Origin of the sequence: Porphyromonas sp. COT-239 OH1446 (assembly GCF_000768875.1) — a bacterium.
Lineage (GTDB): Bacteria > Bacteroidota > Bacteroidia > Bacteroidales > Porphyromonadaceae > Porphyromonas.
In genome coordinates, this window is sequence record NZ_JRAO01000010.1 from 18,450 (window position 1) to 41,594 (window position 23,145).

General features: G+C 52.5%; 17 protein-coding genes, 1 tRNA gene and 1 riboswitch. Of the genes, 3 read left to right on the top strand and 15 right to left on the bottom strand.

All coding sequences use genetic code 11. The annotated features are described in order from the left end of the window. Window positions 1-22 precede the first annotated feature (22 nt). Genes cobN through HQ37_RS01850 form a run of 4 tightly spaced genes read right to left on the bottom strand, consistent with a single transcriptional unit; the run spans window position 23 to window position 6,973 of the window. A complete protein-coding gene (cobN, locus tag HQ37_RS01835) occupies window positions 23-3,751 on the bottom strand; it encodes a cobaltochelatase subunit CobN (protein ID WP_052080689.1) in 3,729 nt (1,242 codons plus the stop codon). 14 nt (window positions 3,752-3,765) lie between these two features. Then, window positions 3,766-4,779, bottom strand: a complete 1,014-nt coding sequence (locus tag HQ37_RS01840) for an ABC transporter ATP-binding protein (RefSeq protein WP_235264616.1) — start codon at window positions 4,777-4,779, stop codon at window positions 3,766-3,768. Continuing rightward, window positions 4,776-5,813: an iron ABC transporter permease gene (locus tag HQ37_RS01845; protein WP_036879603.1), complete on the bottom strand. Its 1,038-nt coding sequence runs from the start codon at window positions 5,811-5,813 to the stop codon at window positions 4,776-4,778. Before HQ37_RS01845 ends, HQ37_RS01840 begins: the two co-directional genes overlap by 4 nt. Beyond that, window positions 5,810-6,973, bottom strand: coding sequence for an ABC transporter substrate-binding protein (locus HQ37_RS01850; protein ID WP_152566766.1), 1,164 nt, complete (start codon window positions 6,971-6,973; stop codon window positions 5,810-5,812). The genes HQ37_RS01845 and HQ37_RS01850 overlap by 4 nt, the downstream gene beginning before the upstream one ends. Window positions 6,974-7,138: 165 nt before the next feature. After that, window positions 7,139-7,363: riboswitch (cobalamin riboswitch) on the bottom strand. 623 nt (window positions 7,364-7,986) lie between these two features. Here HQ37_RS01850 and HQ37_RS01855 point away from each other — a divergent pair. Continuing rightward, a complete protein-coding gene (locus HQ37_RS01855; RefSeq protein WP_036879610.1) occupies window positions 7,987-8,706 on the top strand; it encodes a pirin family protein in 720 nt (239 codons plus the stop codon). A 93-nt stretch (window positions 8,707-8,799) separates the two neighbouring features. On the opposite strand, the gene HQ37_RS01860 is transcribed toward HQ37_RS01855, so the two are convergent. From HQ37_RS01860 to HQ37_RS01910, 11 genes are all read right to left on the bottom strand, one after another. Then, entirely contained in the window at window positions 8,800-9,411 is a 612-nt protein-coding gene (locus HQ37_RS01860) for a nitroreductase family protein (RefSeq protein ID WP_036879613.1), read from the bottom strand. Between the two features lie 126 nt (window positions 9,412-9,537). Beyond that, window positions 9,538-10,119 carry an electron transport complex subunit RsxA gene (gene rsxA / locus HQ37_RS01865; protein WP_036879616.1) on the bottom strand — a complete coding sequence of 194 codons (582 nt, stop codon included), beginning with the start codon at window positions 10,117-10,119 and terminating at the stop codon, window positions 9,538-9,540. Window positions 10,120-10,141: 22 nt separating this feature from the next. Continuing rightward, the gene (locus HQ37_RS01870) at window positions 10,142-10,732 is read right to left on the bottom strand and encodes an RnfABCDGE type electron transport complex subunit E (protein ID WP_036879620.1); all 591 of its coding nucleotides are present in this window, start codon (window positions 10,730-10,732) and stop codon (window positions 10,142-10,144) included. A gap of 15 nt (window positions 10,733-10,747) precedes the next feature. Further along, window positions 10,748-11,356 carry an RnfABCDGE type electron transport complex subunit G gene (locus tag HQ37_RS01875; RefSeq protein ID WP_036879623.1) on the bottom strand — a complete coding sequence of 203 codons (609 nt, stop codon included), beginning with the start codon at window positions 11,354-11,356 and terminating at the stop codon, window positions 10,748-10,750. A gap of 3 nt (window positions 11,357-11,359) precedes the next feature. Beyond that, complete coding sequence (locus HQ37_RS01880) at window positions 11,360-12,340, bottom strand: RnfABCDGE type electron transport complex subunit D (protein ID WP_036879625.1); 981 nt, start codon at window positions 12,338-12,340, stop codon at window positions 11,360-11,362. A 9-nt stretch (window positions 12,341-12,349) separates the two neighbouring features. Beyond that, window positions 12,350-13,681, bottom strand: coding sequence for an electron transport complex subunit RsxC (gene rsxC, locus HQ37_RS01885; RefSeq protein ID WP_036880167.1), 1,332 nt, complete (start codon window positions 13,679-13,681; stop codon window positions 12,350-12,352). Window positions 13,682-13,708: 27 nt separating this feature from the next. After that, a complete protein-coding gene (locus HQ37_RS01890; RefSeq protein ID WP_036879627.1) occupies window positions 13,709-14,587 on the bottom strand; it encodes a Fe-S cluster domain-containing protein in 879 nt (292 codons plus the stop codon). Window positions 14,588-14,593: 6 nt separating this feature from the next. After that, window positions 14,594-15,019, bottom strand: a complete 426-nt coding sequence (locus HQ37_RS01895; protein WP_036879629.1) for a SoxR reducing system RseC family protein — start codon at window positions 15,017-15,019, stop codon at window positions 14,594-14,596. Between the two features lie 264 nt (window positions 15,020-15,283). Beyond that, a tRNA-Thr gene (locus HQ37_RS01900) sits at window positions 15,284-15,356 on the bottom strand. Window positions 15,357-15,415: 59 nt separating this feature from the next. After that, window positions 15,416-15,877: a hypothetical protein gene (locus HQ37_RS01905; RefSeq protein ID WP_036879630.1), complete on the bottom strand. Its 462-nt coding sequence runs from the start codon at window positions 15,875-15,877 to the stop codon at window positions 15,416-15,418. Window positions 15,878-15,921: 44 nt separating this feature from the next. Further along, a complete protein-coding gene (locus HQ37_RS01910) occupies window positions 15,922-18,540 on the bottom strand; it encodes a valine--tRNA ligase (protein WP_036879632.1) in 2,619 nt (872 codons plus the stop codon). 704 nt (window positions 18,541-19,244) lie between these two features. On the opposite strand from HQ37_RS01910, the gene ftcD reads away from it, so the two are divergent. Next, window positions 19,245-20,948: a glutamate formimidoyltransferase gene (gene ftcD, locus HQ37_RS01915; protein WP_036879634.1), complete on the top strand. Its 1,704-nt coding sequence runs from the start codon at window positions 19,245-19,247 to the stop codon at window positions 20,946-20,948. A 179-nt stretch (window positions 20,949-21,127) separates the two neighbouring features. Beyond that, window positions 21,128-23,137, top strand: coding sequence for a urocanate hydratase (locus HQ37_RS01920; RefSeq protein WP_036880169.1), 2,010 nt, complete (start codon window positions 21,128-21,130; stop codon window positions 23,135-23,137). Window positions 23,138-23,145 lie beyond the last annotated feature (8 nt).

A 23,145-nucleotide genomic window follows, 5' to 3' on the forward strand; every position in this document is an offset into this window, starting at 1 on the left:
TAGGATCATTCGGCCATACGGCCTATTCATTCTTCTGCTCTAGTAACCCTTCAATATGTAGATAGACTGCCTCGACCATCTCTAGAGTTTCGGCAGAGGCTTGCCACAGGCCTCGCTGGGCAGCCTCGAGCAGCCTCTCTGCGATCTCGCCGAGAGCCCAGGGATTGACCTCTGCGATCCAGTCCCTATGCTCTGCCTTGCCCAAGAGGTGCTCGGCAATAGCCTCATAGCTCCAGTCCTCAATGATGTCCGAGGTAGCATCCCATCCGAAGATATTGTCCATATTGTAGGACAGATCCCTTGCCCCTCGGTAGCCATGACGCTTGAGACCCTCGATCCATAGAGGGTTCAAGACCCGAGAGCGCAGCACACGGGCAGCCTCCTCCTGCACCGATCGCACCACCGTCATATCGGGGTCAGAGCTATTGCCATAGTAGGAACGAGGAGGGCGACCACTACACTTCTTGACCGCTGCGATGAGCCCCCCGTGGTAGATGAACTCATCGTCTACATCGAAGAGGTCGAAGTTGATGATATTCTCATTCTTCACCGTCGCCTGTACCTTGGAGAGTTGCCGCTCGAAGCTCCGCCTCGAGACAGTGCCATGTAGCTCCGAGGTATAGGCATGAGCCCCCCAAGTGATGGCGACCGTACCGAGATCGTCGGAGCTCTCCCACTGCTTCGACTCAACAATAGCATCTACCCCTCCACCATAAGTCCCCGGGGGGCAGCCAAAGACTCGAATAGCGGCCTCCTGCATCGCCACAGCAGGGTCTATACCCTCGGAGAGCAGACACCCGAGATCCTCCTCGTAGTGCTTCTTGACGAAGTTGTCCTGAGGGTCTTCATCCAGGGCAATAACCAGGCGGACAGCCTCATCCAACAGCTGGATAATCGTAGGGAAAGTATCTCTCAATAGGCCTGAGATACGGCAGACGACGTCGATGCGAGCTCGGCCAAGCTCCTGCAGGGGGATCACCTCTAGAGAGAGTACCCGATCCGAGGTGTCGCTGAGCCACACTGGACGCAAACCCATCAGCCAAAGGATCTCGGCAATATCCTCCCCATAGGTGCGCATCTGATCGCCCGAGTAGAGGACTATGGCGATGCTCTCGGGGAGCTTGCCCTCATCCCTCTGGTAACGAGCTAGGAGCTGCTCACCCAACCTTTGGCCAGTCTTGTAGGCAGCGTGTGAGGGGATCTCCCCAGGATCGATGGCATACATATTGCGCCCTGTGGGCAGGATGCCGAGATTGCCCCTTGTAGGGCTACCGCCCTGCCCAGGGAGGACAAAGCCTGCCCCTGCCCCGAGGGCAAAGAGGGAGAGCTCCTCCCGAGTACGCTGTAGCCTAGGGTAGACCTCTCGAGACATCAGCTCAAGTACAGCTTCCACAGGGGCTAGCTCCCCACCCTCTCCCAGCAGCTCTCTTAGGCTCTCAGCGGTCGGGGTTTGGGTATAGCCGAGGCCGCTCAGAGCCTTGACGAGGCTACGGGCTCGCTCAATCAGCTGATCGATGACCATGACAGAGGTGCGCCCGCACGGCCATCTGCGCTCGGGCTCAGCCCTCAGCTCATCATAGTCGTAGCCATAGTAGGCTGCCAGGGCTTGAGGCAATGAGGGAACTTGTCCGATAGGGCGACGAACCAGCACCCGAAGGTAATTGTCTAGAAGCTCGCCTCTAGGTGGTTCACCAAAGATATGAAGCCCATCCTTGACCATAGACTGCTTGATCACACCAATCCATCGGTGCAGAGCCAAGATCATCTCCTCGGGGCTATCAACCACTTCGATATGCTCTATATCTTTGTCTAAGGAGAGTTCTCGAGCCTGGGCCAGGATCTCTTCCCTCAAGCTGAGGGCCTGAGCATCGGGGAGGCTACCGGAGAGGTAACGAGTGATCGCCCCATCGAGGTCGGCCAACTCGTCATAAGTACCACTCTCCTGAGATGAGGGCTCTAAGTGATTGAGCAGGACAGCAGCCGAACGACGCTTCGCCTGAATTCCTTCACCGATAACAGCTGTGTTATAGAGATAGAGGTGGGGAAGGTCGTCGATAGAGACCTGAGGGAAGCAGGCCTTCGAGAGCCCCTTCTCCTTGCCTGGAAGCCATTCGAGGGAGCCATGAGTGCCAATATGAATGATCAGATCTGCCTCGAAGACATAGCGCACCCAACGATAGAAGGCAATGTAGTAATGAGGCGGACAAATATCTGTGCTGTGGTAGATCTCCTCAGCATGCTCCTCGTACCCTCTAGGGGGCTGTAGGCCTATGAAGAGCTTGCCGTGCATGACGCCTGGCACAGGCATCTGATCCCTCAAGACCCTAAAGTCTCCCGGGGCATCGCCCCAGCTCCTAAGTAGGGCTTCTTGTGTCTTGGACTCTAGGGCCTCGTACCACCTTTGATAGAGCCTCGTCGGGATCTTTGCCACGGCTCTCTGCAGGACTTCATCGTCTCCCAACCAGCCCAGGTCATTGCTCACCCCGCTAATGATCTCGGAGATGAGCTCATCGCCACTCTCGTAGTGTCTCCCTATCTCGATACCCATCTGCTCCATCTGTCCCAGCAAGGCCAGCACCGAGGCGGGGCTGTCCAGTCCTGCTGCCGAGCCGATAGAGTCATTGCGAGGAGGCATATTGTGCAGGATGATAGCGACACGCTTCTCGGCATGAGGTAAATGCCTCAGCCTCGCCCATCGAGTAGCTAGACGAGCCACCACGTCGATGCCCTCGTCCAGCGGGGCGAAGTAGCTCAAGCCATCCTCCTCCCGATGCTCCCTTGAGCCGATCGGGTAGCCATTGATCTGACCGTCGAACTCTGGGTAGTAAACCGAGGAGATGAGCGAGATCGTATCTAGCCCCTCCACTCGCTCTCTCCACTCCGAGGCACTGAAGTAGGTTGTATAGGCCTGAAGCACAGGGAGACCAAGACGCTCGAGGAGACTCATCTGCTCTCCTCCTTGCCAAACGGCCCCAGTAGGTTCGAAGATTCCCAGTGAATAGGGCATGGTATTGATCAGAACATCAGGCAATAGCTCTCCCTGATGGTATAGATATTGCTCTACAGCATAGGTGAGCCCTCTCTCTCCCGTCGTAGCATCAATAGAGGCTGTGGTATAGAGGGGCAGGACAAAGACTCCTAGCGAGCGTAGATGTCTGATGAGTGCATTGATATGTAGGAGGTTGTCTGTCGCTACTAGGTACTGGGCGAAGATAAGGCCACAGACATACTCTCCCCGTCTCTTAGCCTCTAGGGAGAGGCGTAGATAGGCCTCAGCATCCAGTTCTTCCCCTATGTCGGGATCATACAGACCCTGCCATCGGGGCAATTGTACAGGCTCGTAGCTGTAGGGAAGGCCTGCGAAACGATGGGCTAAGTATCGGTGCAGCTGCCTAAGATTGTCTCGGCTTCGACTCTTGATATAGCGCAGGATGGTGTGGTAGTCTGACCAACTGATCGAGAGTGTAGGGATGATCTCCTGCATCTCGTCCTCCATACTATTCTGAACGAAAAGCATCTGAGAGGCTCGAAGCATCTGCCGCAAACGAGTATAGCTACGGAAGACGGCTATACTACCATGGGTGAGCAGAAGGATAAAGTCTGACTCTCGAACAGCTTGCCAGGCATCTTCGCTCCCTCGATCTAGCTCCCCGACCGAGAGCCGCTGCACTCGGATAGCTTCATCAGCCTCGATAGGGGCGATGCTGGTATGCTCATCCAGCAGGTATAAGATGCGATATACAGCTGTCATAGTGTCTCGAAAGATTAAGTATCCAGCTTCTGAAGTGCCTCTAGAAGAGTGGCAATGCTCGAACAGAGCTGCTCGTAAGAGCCATGCAGCAGCCGCCAGCCCTCATGCTCTAGAGAAACCTCAGGGCAGTGCAGGTCTGCTCGTCTAGGGACGGCATCGTAGCCTGCCCGACTGAGTGCCCGTACCGTCCAACCATAGCGAACATCATGCCCACTTAGGTAAATAGGCCTATTGTCCTGCTGTCGAACGGAGAACTCACCTCGGGATAGATCGTAGCTCAGACTCGGATTGCCAAAGACTCGCTCGATATCCCCCTGTAGGACGAGGTCTTCGGGGGCACCACTGATGATCGCCCCATCTCGGCCCATTAGCCAAATAGTATCGGCCCAGCCAAGGGCCAGATCGAGCTCATGAGTGGAGATGAGGATCGTCTTGTCTAGCTCTCTAGCCATCCGTCTTAGCATCATAATCACCTCCAGTCGAGAGGGGAGGTCTAGGTGAGCGGTAGGTTCGTCTAGGAGGATCACCGGGGTCTGCTGCGTTAGGGCTCGGGCGATCATGACTCGCTGCTTCTCCCCATCACTCAGTTCAGTGTAGAGGCGATGCTCCATCCCTTCGAGGCGACATTGGGCTACAGCAGATCGGATGCAGGATCGATCCTCCTGCCCTAGCGTACCTCGGTAATTGACATAGGGATAGCGGCCAATGGAGATAATATCCCACACATTCATATTTCCTGGAGAGATCTTCTCGGTCAAGACGAGACTTAGGAGCTTGGCGATCTGTTTCATCTTGAGCCCTGCAATGGGATGGCCAGAGATTTGGACCTCTCCTGCTCTAGGAGGGAGCAGCCCTGCGATCGTATGCATGAGGGTAGACTTGCCACTACCATTGGGGCCCATGAGCATCACAACCTGCCCCACAGGGATCGAGAGATTGATTTGTCGGGAGACCTCTCGTTGTATTCGTCCTCTGCTGTAACCAGTCGAGAGGTTGATTAGGTCTAGATTAGTCGTCTGCTTCATCATGAGCCGAAAATTTGTCGTTTGGATCTAGAGTTCATGACCACGAGGATCACCACAGGGGCTCCGATGAGAGACGTAATCGCATTGATCGGCAAGACAAATTGCTGTCCTGGCATCTGAGTGAAGATGTCGCACAGTAGGAGCAGCAAAGAGCCCGAGAGCATAGTCGCAGGGATTAGGATTCGATGGTCGGCTGTGCCGAAGGCCATACGGGCGAAGTGTGGAACAGCCATTCCGAGAAAAGCGATAGGCCCTGTAAAGGCTGTTATACAACCCGTAATGAGGCTGGTGATGCAGACTAGAGCAATACGTACCAGTCGAACATTCGTCCCGACCGAGCGGGCATAGTTCTCCCCTAGAGCGAGAGCATTCATCTGCTTAGGCATAAGAAGTGAAAGGAACAATCCAACACCAACAACAGGGAGCATGAGACTGAGCTGACGCCAAGTAGTTCCAGAGACACTCCCGAAAGACCAAAGCAAATAGGTTTTGAGGGTCTCCTCATCGCTAAAAAACTGCAGGATTGAAATGATCGAACTCGCCAAGAAACCGACCATAACTCCGACAATGAGTACCGAAACGATATCGTGCAAACGACTGGCAACAATAGAGATCATCAGGAGCACCGCCATCGAGCCCAGACAGGCTGATATGATTACCCCCCAATTGTTAATTACCCCTGCGCTACCCAACATACTGGGGAAGATCGTAAAGGCCATCGTATAAATAGCGACCCCGACCCCTGCCCCACTATTGATCCCGAGGATCGAGGTATCGGCTAAAGGATTGCGGAAGAGACTCTGCATCTGCAGACCTGCCGTTGCGATCCCCGCCCCTGCAAAGAGTGCGGTCAGAGCCTTCGGCAAACGGAAGTTTTGGATCACATAGCCAAAGGTATCATCTTCTGCTCGACCGAGGAGCGAGGCCCAGACTTCGGAGGCTGGTACAGAGATCTTGCCCCACATGATGTCTATAGAGAAAGCCAGCAGGATGCCGAGCGAGATGAGGAAAAAGAGCAACGTAATACGTAAGTTCATCGCTTGAGCTCCATCCAGTAAGTCGTTTCATAATCGGGGAGCAAGTGAGGCCTAGAGATCTTGATCAGATCCTTGAGCAGGAGATGGGGATGATAAGGGCCACTCTCCCAAAAGTCATTGCCTCCGTATTCATTGACTCGCTTGCGATCGACCCAGACCTGGCCCGTCTTGGCAGCATCGAAGTGTCCGTAGCGATCATTAAGCGAGAGGAAATCCTCCATAGTTTTGATCTTACCTGTCATCATGCAGATCCAGATCTTAGCATGACGATGACGACTGAAGACATGCTCGAAGCTCACAGGCTGATTGGCCACCTGTCCTGGGATAGAGTCATAGCGCACACGAGCATCACGAAACATCGTCGTAACGTACGAGTATTCACCAGGTACATACCATGCTCCCTTGTAGTCCTGACCATACATGATGGGAATAAACTCAGTATCATGCTCCACAATACGCTTTGCTTCAAGGTATTGCTCCTCAATATGTTTGAACGCTTCATCAGCAACTTGATTTCGAGCAAAGAGCATCCCGATCATTTTGAGCCATTCAGCCCGGCCAAGGAGGCTCTGCTCCTTCCAATTGTTGAAGAGAACGATCTCGATCCCTGAGGCAACAATATCTTCATCCTTATCGGTAATGTCTGCGAAGTTCTGCATCAGCACCTCTGGACGAGCAGCAATGATCTGCTCGACATCACGGCTCATTCCTCGACCAATTTGGATGATCTCGCCCTGCTCTACCCGCTCTCGCAGGAGACTGTCATTGATATTGCGCACATCACCGCAGGCCACAAGTACGTGGCGTAGGTCTAGAATGGGAAGCACCCCGATCTCAGTAGTCGAGAGACAACCGAGCGATCGGGCAGGAACGGGGATGAAGCGTGCATGTGCAGAGGTTGGGATCTGAGGCTTCGCCTGCCGAGGATAGAGGATGTAGTGTGCTAGAGTATCGGTAGGGGCATCGGGAACGAATACTACAACCTCCTTGTAGCCCTCGTGATTAACAACAGTAAAGCCCTTGGCATGGCGTATCTCGACGGGGAAGTTTAGATCCTCTGCATCATAGCTGTGCGAGGTGGGTTGTTTCTGTCCGCTTTGCTCACTAGAGCATGCAGCCAAGGCCAAAAGGCAAGTTAAGTACAAGACGGTTCGTTTCATCTGTCTCATAATCCTATCCTATTCGTATAAGTTAAACATGAGGTCTACAGGTGTGTAGCGCAAGCACATGGCACGACCGAGGCCATGTCCATGTTAGGTACGAAGTCTAATATTTATCCAACCCAAGTGCTATGCGCAACGACTTCTCTTCGACCCGAAAGAAATCTATTGCGAGCCTACCTCGGCAGGTCTTCCGACTTGGTCTAGGGTACTGCGCCTTCCCATCCTCAGCGGGCGATCTCATCCCGATCTCCGGCCAACGACAGTGGCTTCGGGCAGTACCATGACAACCTCACGGCTACGGGGATAGTGTCGGACTCACACCGACTTCCCTTTTCATCGCAGTACCTCACAGTTGCGAGGTAGCGAACCGAGCAGCTCTTGCTTTAGCGCCACAAAGATAATTAATTCTTCTCCACGCTAACCGGCTCCCCAAAGAGGACTTAGAGGGGGGAAGACTACAGATCGCTACACCGACTATCATATACTATGAAATGACGGGAGGTAGAGCCTCGGCGGAGATCTAAGTAGGATCACCATCGAGGCTCAAGTAGGATCTCAGCAGAGACTCAAATAGGCTCTCCATCGAGGTCCAAATAAGATCGAAATGAAAGCTCTAGATAGAGGTTCATCCGAAAGGGTAACGGCATCTATACACTAGACGCAAAAAGAGAGGCCACACCATCAGGTGCAGCCTCTCTATCGAGCGATTGAGCTGGGATTTGAACTCAAGACCGATAACTTAGAGCGCTATCGCTCTATCTAGATGAACCATTCCTGCATCCTTTGGGGGCAGTACAAGGGAAGCAAAAGAAATCTAATTACCCGCTATCTTAGAGCGGAATGTGAACGACAACAACACGAAAATTATAGTGGCTTCGTAGGCAGAATTTATCAGGAGAAATTCTTGTTTATTATTGTGGCTTTGGGGTTATAGCCATATACTGTTGCCCATAAACATCGAACCTTATAAAGTACTCTTCTGTTACCTATTTACTTTTTAATTCATCAATATGGCAAACTTTCTAATTCATCGAGCCGATACGCGCGGCAAAGTTGACTGGGGATGGCTTCAGTCCCGTCATACATTTAGTTTTGGTGGCTACTATAACCCCGAACGCATGCATTTCGGAGTCCTTCGAGTGATCAATGACGACACAGTGGCAGAAGGACGAGGATTCGACAAACACCCTCATGACAATATGGAAATTATCAGCATTCCACTAGAGGGAGATCTTGAGCACAGAGATACGCTTGGGAATGTTGCTGTTATTAAACAGGGAGATATTCAGGTTATGAGTGCTGGGACAGGGATTGAACATAGCGAATACAATAGGAATACAGACCGATTGACCAAATTTCTACAAATATGGATCTTCCCTAATCGTAGAAACGTAAAACCTCGATATGATCAGATGACAATGAATGTCGAAGGAATGAAGAATCGGTTTCAGCAAATTCTTTCGCCCAACGCAGATGATGATGGTGTCTGGATACACCAAAATGCATGGTTCCATCTCGGCAAATTCGATCAAGGAGTAACATCAGAGTATAAAATCAAATCCAAGGGGAATGGTGTCTATGCATTCATCATCAGTGGAGCAGCCACAATATTGGGGCAACCACTCACTAGCAGAGATGGACTTGGGGCATGGGAGATAGAGAGCCTCTCTATCATATCAGACAGCCCTGAAACACAAATTCTTTTGATGGAGGTACCCATGGACCTCTGAATCTAAAAAGAACATATAAATGTCTTAGAGGGGCTATCGAAACGCAATGTTTCGATAGCCCCTCCAAGTATCTAAAGAGTAAGTAAACGTCTATTACTTTACGAAGAGTGTTTCGGAAAGAGGAAGCTTTTCTTTTCCAGAAACTTCTGCCAAGGGAGCACCAAAAGGCATTTGGGCTGTCAATACCCAAGAAGCATCAACCTCTGCCAATGCCTTGATTTCAGAGTCGACCATGCCGATATAGTGCTGGAGACTCGCTCCGAAACCAAGCATATCAAGTCCCATCCATACTGAATGCTGGTGAGAACCTTGTACCTGCTGCGCCCAGATAGGGAAGTTCGCTGCATAGGAAGGGAAAGAAGCCTGTAACCCTTCTGTCACAGAAGGGACATCAAAAAAGAGAACAGTACCAACTCCACTTGCGAAAGCTTGACGAATCTTAGAGGCGGTATTGGCTTCATAAGCCTCTTGACCCATAAGCCCGATCAAAGCATCCTCCACGAGCTTCCAGTGAGAAGCATGAGCCTCTCCTGTGAGGAGTACCATACGTACTGGTTGAGAGTTGAATGCCGAAGGGACTGTCTGCAAGACAGAGCCGAGGAGTGCCTCTACAGTCTCCCGAGAGGCCACCCATTCTGGACGCAGGGCATAATGCGAATGGCGGTGAGCAAGAGCTCCTTTGAAAATTTCTAATTGAGTAGTCATAATCGTTTTATACTTTAATTTTGCACACATGTTTAGTTCATCAACCAAACATGATAAAAGAGAATCAATATCTCCGCAGCAAAGCTAATATTTTTCGACAAAACGACAAAGACCCGAATTTACGACTTAGAGGCGAACGATGCCACTAAAGCCCATGAATGCCATTGCCAAGATGCCCGCAGAGATCAGCGCAATAGGTATCCCTCGCATGGCTGCTGGGAGCTCCGTACGGCTGAGTTGCTCTCGTATACCAGCAAAGACTACTAGAGCCAAAGTAAATCCTATTGCAGTCGAGATTGCATAGATAACACTCTCTAGTAGACTAAATTCCTTCTGAATAACTAGGATGGCTACCCCAAGCACGCAGCAATTCGTCGTGATTAGGGGTAGAAAGACTCCAAGAGCCTGATATAAAGCAGGAGAAACCTTCTTGAGCATGATCTCAACCATCTGTACTAATGCTGCGATCACCAAAATAAATGAGATCGTCTGCATATAGGTAATCCCCATAGGCTCGAGGATATAAGTTTGGATCAGAAAGGTTACGATCGTGGCAATAGCCAAAACAAAAGCAACGGCAGCTCCCATACCCAAGGCTGTATCCACCTTTTTGGATACTCCCAGGAAAGGACAGATCCCGAGGAATTGGGAGAGAACAACGTTATTGACAAAGACCGCAGCAACGAATATGACTAAATAGTGTAGCATAACAAATCAGGAGTGAAAAGGATTAAGACTTCTTTCCAGAGATCGTGTTAACGAGAGCAATCAAATAGCCCAGCACAATAAAGGCTCCAGGAGCCAGCACAAAGAGCAGAGCCCCATAGCCCTCCGCAAAAAGGGATATACCAAAAAACTTACCCGTCCCCAGCAGCTCACGCACCATACCTAACAGGGTCAATGAGAACGTAAAACCAAGACCAATACCGATCCCGTCAAGGGCAGAGTGAACGAGATTATTCTTGGCTGCAACAGCCTCGGCACGTCCTAGGACAATACAATTCACTACAATCAGTGGGATGAAGAGGCCTAAGCTCTTATACAGATCTGGTAGATAAGCCTGCATAAGCATCTGCACGACGGTTACGAAGCCTGCAATAACAACGATATAGCCTGGGATGCGAACCATGTCAGGGATCAAATTCTTGATCAGTGAGATGACACTATTAGAGCAAATCAACACGAAAGTTGTTGCCAGACCCATAGCTAGTCCATTCTCAGCCGAACTAGTGGTTGCCAGCGTAGGACACATTCCCAGCAAGAGAACGAAGATAGGGTTCTCGGTGATGATCCCATTTTTGATAATATCCAAAGGTTTCATAGTATATCTACTTTATCATTGAGCATTTTGACGGGACATCTTGAAGGCCTCATAGCCACGATTGACTGCATCGAGGAAGGCACGGCTACTGATCGTCGCAGCTGTAATAGCATCGACCTGGCCACCATCCTTCGTCACCTTCAGCGGAGCAAGGCTTGAGAGGTCTATCTGACGCACATCTTGTATAGCCCCTTCTCGAGCTGGAGAGTGAAACCACTCATCGATCTTAGAGCCAAGACCAGGTGTTTCACTGATCTCAAGGACGGAGAAGTCCACCAGCCGAGCAGCCGTGTCAATACCGACCATAATCGAGATCCAGCCACTGAATCCAGCATTGGTATAGGTTTCAATGGCGTAACCCACGACCTCGTCTCCCATTCGTGCGGGGTACATCGTTACCGAGTCCTTATCTCCAGGTAGGAGCAGGCGAAATTGCTCCTCGTAAGGGTTATTGTCAAACTTAGGGGTTACCTGGGCAATCGCCTCTACCTTGGCCTTAACTTGAGCTTGAGCGATAGGCTCCTGGGTCATCAGATTGAGTCCTGCTAAGATGCCCGCTACAATGATGCAAATCCCCGTAAGTGAGAGCAACATATTGGGCAGTGTGGATGTCAGTTTGTTCATAGCTTATTTATCCCCAAAAAGTTTAGGTTTCATATACATATTGATCAGAGGCGTGAAGGCATTCATGATCAGAATTGCGAAGCTCATTCCCTCGGGATATGCTCCGAAGAGGCGGATGAGCACTGTCAATAGGCCGATCAATGCTCCATAAAGCAACTGGCCAGACTTGCTCATAGGACTGGTTACATAGTCCGTCGCCATGAAGACGGCCCCGAGCATCATTCCTCCAGTGGTTAGGTGAAAGAGCCCAGTTGGATAGATCGGATTGATCAGATGCATCAAGTACCCAAAGACAAAGGCTGTCCCCAGGACTGCAATCGGAATGTGCCACGTGATCACCCGCTTGTAGAGCAGATACACCAACCCAAGCAAGAGCGCAAGCGTACTCACCTCACCGAGAGAGCCAGCATTAACCCCGAGCAGCAGATTGAGCTGTGAGGGCATATCTACTGAGAGATTGGCCGCAGAGGAGGGGTCTGAGATCATGGCCTTCATCAGTCCCAAAGGCGTTGCCCCCGTGGTCGCATCGGTGTAGCTGGTCAACTGGCCAACCTCTGGCCAAAGGGTCATCTGTGCTGGGTAAGCTATAAGCAGGAAGACACGCCCCACCAGGGCAGGATTGAAGACATTACCACCCAAACCGCCAAAGGACATCTTCCCCACCCCGATGGCGACGATCGCCCCGATGGCGACGATCCAAAAGGGGAGATTGCTGGGCAAGTTCATCGCCAGCAGAAGACCAGTTAGGATGGCCGAGCCATCAGTGATCGTAGAGGCACGATGCAGCATATAGCGGCAGATGAGCCACTCGACCAAGATACACACCCCGATGCTCACAGCCATAACGGCGAGAGCTCCGAGACCAAACTGGGCCAAAGAGACGAGGCAAGCAGGGATGAGGGCCAAAATAACGGCATACATATTGCGCTCGACACTATCCCCACTGTGGATGTGGGGGGAAGGAGAGATGATGAGCTTTTCCATAGAGATGAATTAACTTTTCCTTGAACGAATAATACCCATAACAGTCTGCTTGCCCATACGAATATAGTCTAGCAGTGGGCGGCTTGAGGGACAGGTATAGCTACAAGAGCCACACTCGATACAGTCTACAATATGCCCTCGCTCGGCGACATCCCAGTCGTTGTACTTCACATCTCGCATGAGGAAGGCAGGGTTGAGGCCCATGGGGCAGACATTGACACACTTGGCACAGCGAATACAGTTACGCATGGGCTTGCGTACAGCTTCCTCCCGAGGGAGCACCAAGATGCCCGAAGAACCCTTGGTAATAGGGATATCGGTACTGAGCAGGGCTTTACCCATCATAGGTCCTCCACCGATGATCTTGCCTGTATCCTCGGGTAAGCCACCGGCAGCCTCGATAAGATGAGCAATGGGAGTCCCGACACGCACAAGGAAGTTGGAGGGATTAGCGAGCTTCTTGCCCGTAGCTGTTACGATGCGCTCGACAAGGGGCTTATTCTTCTGAACTGCCTCGTAGACAGCGAAGACAGTACCGACGTTCTGCACGACAGCTCCAGTGGAGATAGGCAGAGCCCCGCTCTTGACCTGCCGGCGCAGGACAGCGTCGATGAGCTGCTTCTCCCCTCCCTGGGGATACTGTACTTTCAGGGGCATCACACTGACTCCAGGGTATTGCTTCGACAGAGCTGTCAGATGAGCTATGGCATCGGGCTTGTTAGCCTCTATACCAATCACGGCCTGAGAGACAGAGAGGGCCTGCATGAGGATCTTGATCCCCACGAGGATCTCCTCGCCCTTGGTCATCATCAAGATGTGGTCAGAGGTCAAGTAGGGTTCGCACTCGACAGCGTTGATGATCAAGACCTCAGCCTGCTGTCCTGGTGGAGGCATGAGCTTGACATGGGTGGGGAAGGTTGCTCCCCCGAGCCCCACGATACCACAGCTAAGGATACGATCGACAATCTCCTTACTCGAGAGAGAGCACTCCCGCACGAGCTCGGGGCTACGATCGATACCCTCCTCCCACTCATCGCCCTCGACGGCAATGACGATTGCAGGCTTCTTGTAACCACCAGCATCGAAGAAAGCATCGATCTTGGTTACCTTGCCCGAAACAGAGGAGTGAATATTGGCAGAGACGAAGCCAGAGGTCTTGGCCACAACGCTCCCCACCTTGACCTGATCGCCACGCTGCACCACAGCAGTGGCAGGGGCTCCGATATGTTGCGCTAGAGGGATAATGACTTCACGGGGCAGGCCTAGCTCGGTGATGGGCTTACCTGCCGAGAGCTTGTTCTCCTGAGGATGGATGCCACCCAAGCGAAAACTTCTAAGTATCATGCTATATGTCTTGTGTGGGGTGAACTAATGTACTGGTTGAGGCTCTGTGGTAGGGGCGGGCTCTGTCGATGCCTCGGGTGCAGGTGCTTCCTTCTTTGGGGGGAAGCCGACCTCATGTATTGCATTCGTAGGACAGACAGAGACGCATTTGCGGCACAGACGGCACTTGGTGTGGTCTATGTAGGAGAGGTTATCTGCTATCGTAATGGCCTCGAACTTACACTCTTTAAGGCACTTGGAGCAACCGATACAAGCACTCTTACAGGCCTTCATCGCTGCCCCACCCTTATCCTTATTGACACAGCTGACGAAGACGCGGCGTCCCTTGGGCCCTCGCTTACGCAGCTCTATGATCATCTTGGGACAGGCCTTGACGCAAGCTCCACAGGCCACACACTTGTCCTCTAGGACCTCAGGCAGGTGAGTCTCGGGGTTCATGTGGATGGCATCGAAGGGGCAAGCTACGACACAATCGGCTAGCCCCAAGCAACCGAAGCTACAATCCGTCTCGCCCTTGTAGAGAGCAGCAGCGATCTTGCAGCTACTTGCCCCATCGTATACATTGGTTCGGGGGCGTGCCTCACAAGTCCCATTACAGCGTACGACAGCGACAGTAGGGTCGGATGCTGTAGCGGCCATTCCGAGGATGGAGGACACTCGCTCCATCACGACAGATCCACCCACGGGACAGAATAGCCCATCGAGGTTTTCACTCTTGACGCAGGCCGAGGCAAAGGCTGCACAACCAGGGAAGCCACAACCACCACAGTTGGCCTGTGGGAGGGTCTCGCTCACTTGGGCGATACGAGGATCTTCCTTGACTTCAAATTGTTTTGAGACAACGAATAGCAGGACGGAGCCCAGAGCTCCGATAGCTGCTAGCACTAAGATGGTAGTTAGCATAGCGACTTAATCTTGATCTATTTTGCGCACCCCAAAGCGGACTATCCGCTTGAGATGGTGGCGACACAGGTACAACATACTATAGTAGAGACCGAGCACAAAAGTGATTCCCAGCACGGCCATGAGCTCGGAGAGCATCAGGAAAAGAGTGGAAACAACAAGGCTCAGTACCAACAAAAGAATTGGCACAACGAAAGCTAACAAGACGGCCAAGCGGCCAATCCCCACCTCTGCTTCGACAATAACCTGGTCGCCCAGGGCAAAACCCTCAGATCGGGTTTCAATGTTAAGGTAATGGTCTTTGCAGTCCGTTGAGCAACAGAAGTCCTTGGCATGACAACCGCTACACGCACTGAGCTGCACGATCCGCACAACTAGCTCACCAGGGTGAATTGCCGTAACAACCCCTTGGCGGTGCTCGATTTGCTTCATAATGTTTAAGTGTTGGGAGCTATAGTTCGTAGCTCATCAATACAAAATCTGAGGCAAATGTAGCAATATCTCGCAATATGCGACGAACAAATGAGAAGTTATTTGCAGATACTGGCATTTATCCTGAGAAAAAGCAGCAGAGACGAGCTCTAGCAGCCCATTCGCCCCTCAGTCAGGAGGTATCTAAAAACACTATGCCGCGCCACCTATCAAGATAGGAAGCACGGCACAGCTACACACATTAACAACAATCTGATCTTCTAGAGCCGAAAACCGGACTCGAACCGGTGACCTATTCATTACGAATGAATTGCTCTACCAACTGAGCTATTTCGGCCTCAGAGCCTCCACCGTAGATAGCCCAAGGGGAGGTCTTCGGGCTACAAAAGTAGATAATTATTTAAGATCGCCCAAGAGATCGGCCAAAAATTTATCGAGATCCTCATTCAGCCCCTGTAAGAGCGGCGTGGTTACCTTGACCAGGTCATCATCTAAGAAGAGTAGCTCCTCGATAGTCTCGAAGTCCTGCGAGACTAGCTCGACAGAAAAAGGACGCTCAAAAAGGTTGTGCTGCCACCACCCTCTTTGCTCCAGGATGGCTACGGCCTCTCGTAGTATGGGAAGTGCCTCGGCGACGACAGCCTGATAATCAGAGTCGTTGCCCTTGGCCCAAGAAAAGATCGTGCATGAGCCCAAGAGCTCATCCTCGTCCGAAAAGAGAGAGACCTCCCCAGTAGTCGGATTGATCTGAACAAATAGATCCGACAGACCTACCTGCAGACGGTTAGGATTGCTCTCACGGAGCAAATCGCAGAATAGCCCGGTAATGAGCTCCAATTGTTTCTCTCGAGTTGACATAGCATTGTGTGATGTGGAGGGATGAAGGATAAGTCTATGGGCAACTACAGCGAGCGCAGCTGCTCGAGGCTCTGCTGGAGGGTCAGGATACGACTCTCAGCATCACTCTTCTTCTTACGCTCTAAAGCGATAACCTGCTCAGGGGCACGCTCTACGAAGCTCTGATTGCTCAGCTTCTTCTCTACCGAAGCGAGGAACTTACGCTGGTACTCGAGGTCAGCCTCTAGCTTAGCGACCTCCTCCTCTACATTGATCAACCCATCCATGGGTAGGGCGAACTCGTGCACTCCAACAACAAAGGCTACTGCACCATCGCTCTTGATCTCGCAACGCTTGATCTCGCTAAGGTTGGCGAGCTTGAGCAGCACGGCATCGAGCCGATCCGAGAAGTGAGGGTTCGCCTCTAGTAGGAGCTCTTCACGAGGAGATAGCTGCTTGCTGGCACGCACATTACGCACAGCACTAATGATCTGCAGGGCTTCGTCCATGGCTACAAGCAGGGCTTCATCGGCGAGGCCTGCGTGGGGCAGCTGCGTGATCATGAGGCTCTCGCCCTCACGACGCTGACGGAGTGCCTGCCAGAGTTCTTCGGTGATAAAGGGCATGAAAGGGTGTAGGTAGGCCAGTAGCAACTCGAAGAAATGCTCTGCCTCGGCTAGTGTCTTGGGATCAATCGGCTCGCCGTAAGCAGGCTTGATCAGCTCGAGATAGCAGGAGGAGAAGTCATCTCGGATAAGTTTATAGAGCAGGGTAAGTGCTTCACTGAGGCGATACTTGGAGAAGAGATCCTCCAGCTCTACAGCCGCACTCCAAAGGCGATGCTCAAACCACTTGCTTCCTAGACGTGCAGCCTCGGGCTGGGCGAGAGCCTCATCCACCTGCCAACCCTTAACAAGACGGAAGGCATTCCAAACCTTATTGCAGAAGTTGCGTCCCTGCTCGCAGAGGGCCTCGTCGAAGAGGATGTCATTACCCGCAGGGGCAGACATCATCATCCCCATACGCACGCCATCGGCACCGAAGCGGTCGATCAACTCCAGCGGGTCAGGAGAGTTGCCAAGGCTCTTCGACATCTTGCGCCCAATCTTGTCTCGGACGATACCCGTGAGGTACACATTCTCGAAGGGCTTCTTTCCCCTGAACTCATAGCCTGCGATAATCATGCGGGCCACCCAAAAGAACAGAATATCTGGGGCTGTAACGAGGTCTGCAGTCGGATAATAGTAATCTAGCTCGGCATTCCCTTCGCCCAGGGCGGGGGCAAAGACCGTGATCGGCCAAAGCCAAGAGGAGAACCAAGTATCCAACGCATCCTCCTCCTGACGCAAGTCTGCCATGACCAAAGAGGGGTCTTGCTGCTGTGCCAATCTGAGAGCCTCCTCGTCTGTCGCAGCCACTACGACTGCACCACTGGGCAGATAGTAGGCGGGGATGCGATGCCCCCACCAAAGCTGGCGACTGATACACCAGTCCTTGACATTCTCCATCCAGTGGCGGTAGGTCGCCTTGAACTTAGCGGGATGTAGCTTGATTTCGTCCTCGAGGACTGCCTCGAGGGCAGGCTTAGAGAGCTCGCTCATCTTGAGGAACCACTGCATCGACAGCTTGGGCTCGATGACAGCATTGGTACGCTCGCTGTGGCCGACCTTGTTCGTATAGTCCTCGACACGCTCCATCAGCCCAGCCTCGATGAGGTCGACCTCGATCTGCTTGCGTACGGCGAAGCGATCCATCCCAGCATAGCGACCACCATGTTCATTGAGCGAACCATCATCGTGAAATATATCTATGCTCTCGAGCTGGTGCTTCTCTCCGAGCATATGGTCATTGACATCGTGGGCAGGGGTTACCTTGAGGCAACCTGTCCCGAACTCGAGGTCTACATACTCGTCCTCTATGACGGGGATGCTGCGACCAACGATCGGGATGATGAGGCGACGCCCACGGAGGTCTCGATAACGCTCGTCATGAGGATTGATGCACACGGCTGTATCACCCATAATGGTTTCGGGGCGTGTCGTGGCCACGACGACATAGCGATCCTCACCCTCTACATAGTAACGTAGATAGTAGAGCTTGCCCTGCTGCTCCTTGTAGATAACCTCCTCGTCGCTCAAGGCAGTCTTGGCCTCTGGGTCCCAATTCACCACCCGAACACCTCGATAGATAAGCCCCTTGTTGTAGAGATCGACGAAGACCTCGAGCACACTCTTACTGCGCTCGGCGTCCATGGTGAAGGCCGTACGAGCCCAGTCGCACGATGCGCCGAGCCTCTTGAGCTGCTCGAGGATGATGCCCCCGTGCTCATAGGTCCACTCCCATGCGTGCTCGAGGAATTGCTCTCGAGAGAGGTCGCTCTTCTTGACCCCCTGTTCGGCTAGGCGTGCCACGACCTTGGCTTCGGTAGCGATCGAGGCATGGTCTGTACCAGGCACCCAGCAGGCATTGAAGCCCGTCATGCGGGCACGGCGCACGAGAATATCTTGGATTGTATTATTGAGCATATGCCCCATGTGCAGCACCCCCGTAACGTTGGGTGGGGGGATGACTACCGTGTAGGCTGGACGGCTATCAGGAGTAGAGTGAAAGAGGTTCTCTCTCATCCAGTATTCGTACCACTTACTCTCAACCGCCTCGGGGCTATATTTTGCTGCTAATTCCATTCTTCAGTATCTATGAGTTTCTAGGGGTGCAAAGTTAGTCAAATAGTAGAAAAGCCGTATCGCTTAACTCATTTTAAACATTCCGTCTATCCCTTGCGGAGGCTCTACCTCATGCCTGCTCTCTTCCTTGCTAAGAAATAAATACAACGTGAGTTTTGGTATAAGGATTGCCGTCTTTATGCCCAACCCACGTTATTTACCTCTCGATAGCGATCCTATTTAGACCACCATCGAGATCCTATTTGAGTCTCACTTGCGATCCTACTTAGACCTCCATCGAGATCCTACTTGAGTCTCACTTGCGATCCTACTTAGACCTCCATCGAAATCCTATTTGAGTCTCACTTGCGATCCTACTTAGACCTCCATCGAGCTCTCTAGGCTTATTGTCCATCAAATACTCGAAAAGAAGCCCTCTCTAATTGACAATCACACCTTATTAGTATGAGTATATATCGAACTCAGATTTTTTAAGGGTTGGCTATTCAATTTAGCCATATCATTATTTTATATTGACAGCTCTCTGTATGATATGAGATAAATATGGTCTCCTAAGTTTGGAGAGATTGTGGTTAATTCCTACCTTTACGGCTAGACAAATTATTGTCGGGTAGCATAGCATATTCCCTTTGTTCGGCAGGGGAGGAGTCTGTGCTTCAGTTACGGATAATCAATGCCTAAGTTGGACATTATAACAAATCAGTATGGCACGAGAAAAACAAATCGTAGAGTGCGTACCTAACATTAGCGAAGGACGCAACAAGGAAGTGATCAAGCAAGTTACCGACGAGATCGAGCGCGTCAAGGGGATCAAGCTGCTGGATGTAGACCCAGGAGAGGCGACTAACCGCACGGTGATTACCTTCGTCGGCACACCCGATCAAGTGATGGAGGCTGCTTTCCGATGTGTCAAGAGGGCTTCTGAACTCATCGATATGCGTCATCATCACGGAGCACACCCACGCATGGGAGCGACAGATGTATGCCCATTCATCCCTGTATCGGGTATCACACTAGAGGAGTGCGCTGCCCTCTCTCGTCAGCTTGCAGAGCGCATCGCAAGCGAACTTCACATCCCTTGCTACTGCTACGAGGCCGCTGCTAGACGTCCAGAGCGCAAGAACCTAGCTGTTTGTCGCAAGGGTGAATACGAGGGCTTGCCCGAGCGTATGACCATCGAGAGCGAAGCTCCCGACTTCGGTGCTCGCCCTTGGGATGAGGGTGTGGCTCGCACTGGCTGTACTGCTGTAGGTGCTCGAGACTTCCTCATCGCAGCGAACTACAACCTCAATACAACCTCTACACGTCGTGCCAATGCCATTGCATTCGATGTGCGTGAGAAGGGGCGTCCACAGCGCGAAGGAGGCTCTCCAGTAGGCAAGCCCATGCTGGACGCAGAGGGTAACCCTATCATGATCCCTGGCACACTCCCTGGCACTAAGGCTATTGGCTGGTATATCGACGAATACGGAATCGCTCAGGTGTCTATGAATATCACAGATATGCACACCACTCCTCTTCACGTCGCCTTCGACGAGGTGTGTCGCTGTGCTCAGAGGCGAGGCGTCCGCGTTACGGGTACCGAGATTGTGGGTCTTATCCCTAAGCGCACGCTGATCGATGCAGGTAAGTACTTCCTCCGCAAGCAGAATAGATCTACAGGTATTCCCGAGGAGGATATTATCAAGATTGCAGTGAAGTCCATGGGTCTAGATGACCTCAAGGAATTCAATACCAGAGAGAAGGTTATTGAGTTCCTCCTAGAGGACGAGGAGCGCAAACCTATGCTCATTGACCTAACCGTGAAGGGCTTTGCCGATGAGACCTCTCGTGAGTCTCCTGCCCCTGGTGGTGGTACAATCTCCGCTTATATGGGAGCACTAGGTGCTGCCCTCGGCACTATGGTGGCGAACCTCTCTAGCCACAAGGCTGGTTGGGATGCCCGCTGGGAAGAGTTCAGCCATTGGGCCGACAAGGGCCAGCAGCTACAGCATGAGCTGATGGTGCTCGTGGATGAAGATACCGAGGCCTTCAACCGCATCATGGAAGCCTTTGGCTTGCCTAAAGGTACTCCCGAGGAGAAGGCCGCGCGCACAGCAGCTATTCAGGAGGCGACCCTCTTCGCGACCCAGGTGCCTCTACACACGATGCAGGCATCGTACAAGGTCTTCGAGCTCTGCCGTGCAATGGCTGAGGAAGGTAACCCCAACAGCGTGTCGGATGCTGGCGTAGGGGTACTCGCTGCTCGTGCTGCCGTACTCGGTGCAGGGCTTAATGTGAAGATCAATGCCTCTGGTCTCAAGGATAGAGAGACTGCCGATAAGCTAGTCGCAGAAGCGAATGAACTCATTGCGAAGGCTAATGAGGAGGAGGCCGCTATCCTCAAGATCGTAGAGTCTAAGCTCTAACCTCATGGTGTGTCCGAGTGTGCAAGCCCTTTCGTCGCTAAGCCACTCGGACGCACTACTATTGATATATCCCTTGGGAGGAGCCTTGAGCGAGATAAGATCATTCGGATCGGTAAGTCGCCCTCCGATGGACTCTTGACCTCCGTTCATCCCCCACCCCACCTAATCCCCGCATGACTATGACGAGAGAACAATTCTGCGCCGACATCCGTGCCGGCATCCCCGATACCCTACCCGCCCTGCAGGCCTATGATCCTGCGATTAACCACGCCCCTAAGCGCAAAGAGATCCTCACCGAGGAGGAGAAGCGTCTAGCCCTGCGCAATGCCCTGCGCTACTTCCCCAAGGAGCTACACAGCGCACTCGCCCCTGAGTTCGCCGAGGAGCTACGCACCTATGGGCGTATCTATATGTATCGTTATCGCCCCACCTACGAAATGTATGCTCGCCCGATAGATGAGTACCCCCATCGCTCCAAACAGGCTGCAGCCATCATGATGATGATACAAAACAACCTCGACAAAGCTGTGGCACAGCACCCTCACGAGTTGATTACCTATGGAGGTAATGGGGCGGTATTCCAAAACTGGGCACAGTATCGCCTCGTGATGAAGTACCTCAGCGAGATGACCGATGAGCAGACCCTAGTGATGTATTCGGGGCATCCTCTAGGCCTCTTCCCCTCGCACAAGAATGCCCCTCGTGTGGTCGTAACTAATGGTATGGTGATCCCCAACTATTCAAAGCCTGACGACTGGGAGCGATTCAATGCCCTCGGGGTGAGCCAGTACGGACAGATGACCGCAGGCTCATATATGTACATTGGCCCGCAGGGCATCGTACATGGCACGACCATCACGGTGCTCAATGCCGCCCGCAAACGCCTCACTGAGGGCGAACGAAGCATCAGTGGCATGCTCTTCGTAACCTCAGGTCTTGGTGGTATGTCAGGTGCTCAGCCTAAGGCTGGCAACATTGCAGGCGTGGTAAGCATCACTGCCGAGATCAACCCACTTGCCGCTGAGAAACGACACGCTCAGGGTTGGGTAGACGAGCTACATGATGACCTAGATAAGCTCATCTCCGCTGCTCAGAAGGCTGTCGCTGAGCGTCGTACCGTCTCGATGGCCTATGTCGGCAATGTCGTAGACTTATGGGAACGACTCGCTGCCGAGGGAGTCCGTGTAGACCTCGGGAGCGACCAAACCTCGCTACACAATCCTTGGGCAGGGGGCTACTACCCCGTTGGTCTCAGCCTAGAGGAGTCTAAGCGTATGATGGCCGAGGATCCAGAGCAGTTCAAGGCCAAGGTACAGGAGTCACTTCGCCGTCAGGTGGCTGCGATCAACAAGCTCACCGAGCGTGGGATGTACTTCTTTGACTATGGCAATGCCTTCCTCCTAGAGTCTAGCCGTGCAGGGGCAGATATTATGACCGCTGACGGAGGCTTTAGGTATCCTTCGTACGTGCAGGATATTATGGGCCCTATGTTCTTCGACTATGGCTTCGGCCCTTTCCGCTGGGTATGCTCTTCGGGCGATCCTAAGGACCTCGAGGTAACAGACCGCTTGGCTGCCGAGGTGCTTGAGGAGATGCGTCGCACAGCCCCTGCCGACATCGCAGGACAGCTCGATGACAATATCCACTGGATCAAGGAGGCAGGTAAGAACAAGCTCGTCGTAGGCTCGCAGGCTCGCATCCTCTATGCGGACTCCGAGGGACGTACGAAGATCGCACTCGCCTTCAACGAAGCCTTGCGTCGTGGCGAGATTAGCCGCCCAGTCGTCCTCGGTCGAGACCATCACGACGTCTCTGGTACCGACTCGCCCTTCCGTGAGACAAGCAATATCTACGATGGATCTTGCTTCTGCGCCGATATGGCGGTACACAACGTCATCGGGGACTCCTTCCGTGGTGCTACCTGGGTATCGATACACAATGGTGGTGGCGTAGGCTGGGGAGAGGTGATCAATGGAGGCTTCGGCATGGTCATCGATGGCTCTGAGGACTCAGAGAGACACATCCGTCAGATGCTCTTATGGGACGTAAACAACGGCATCGCTCGCCGTAGCTGGGCACGTAACCCTGGCTCTATGGAGGCCATCCGTAGAGAGATGGAGCGCACACCTGGTCTCTGTGTTACCCTGCCTGCCCTCGTAGACGACGAGGTGCTAGAGGGTCTATTCTAACGCAACAA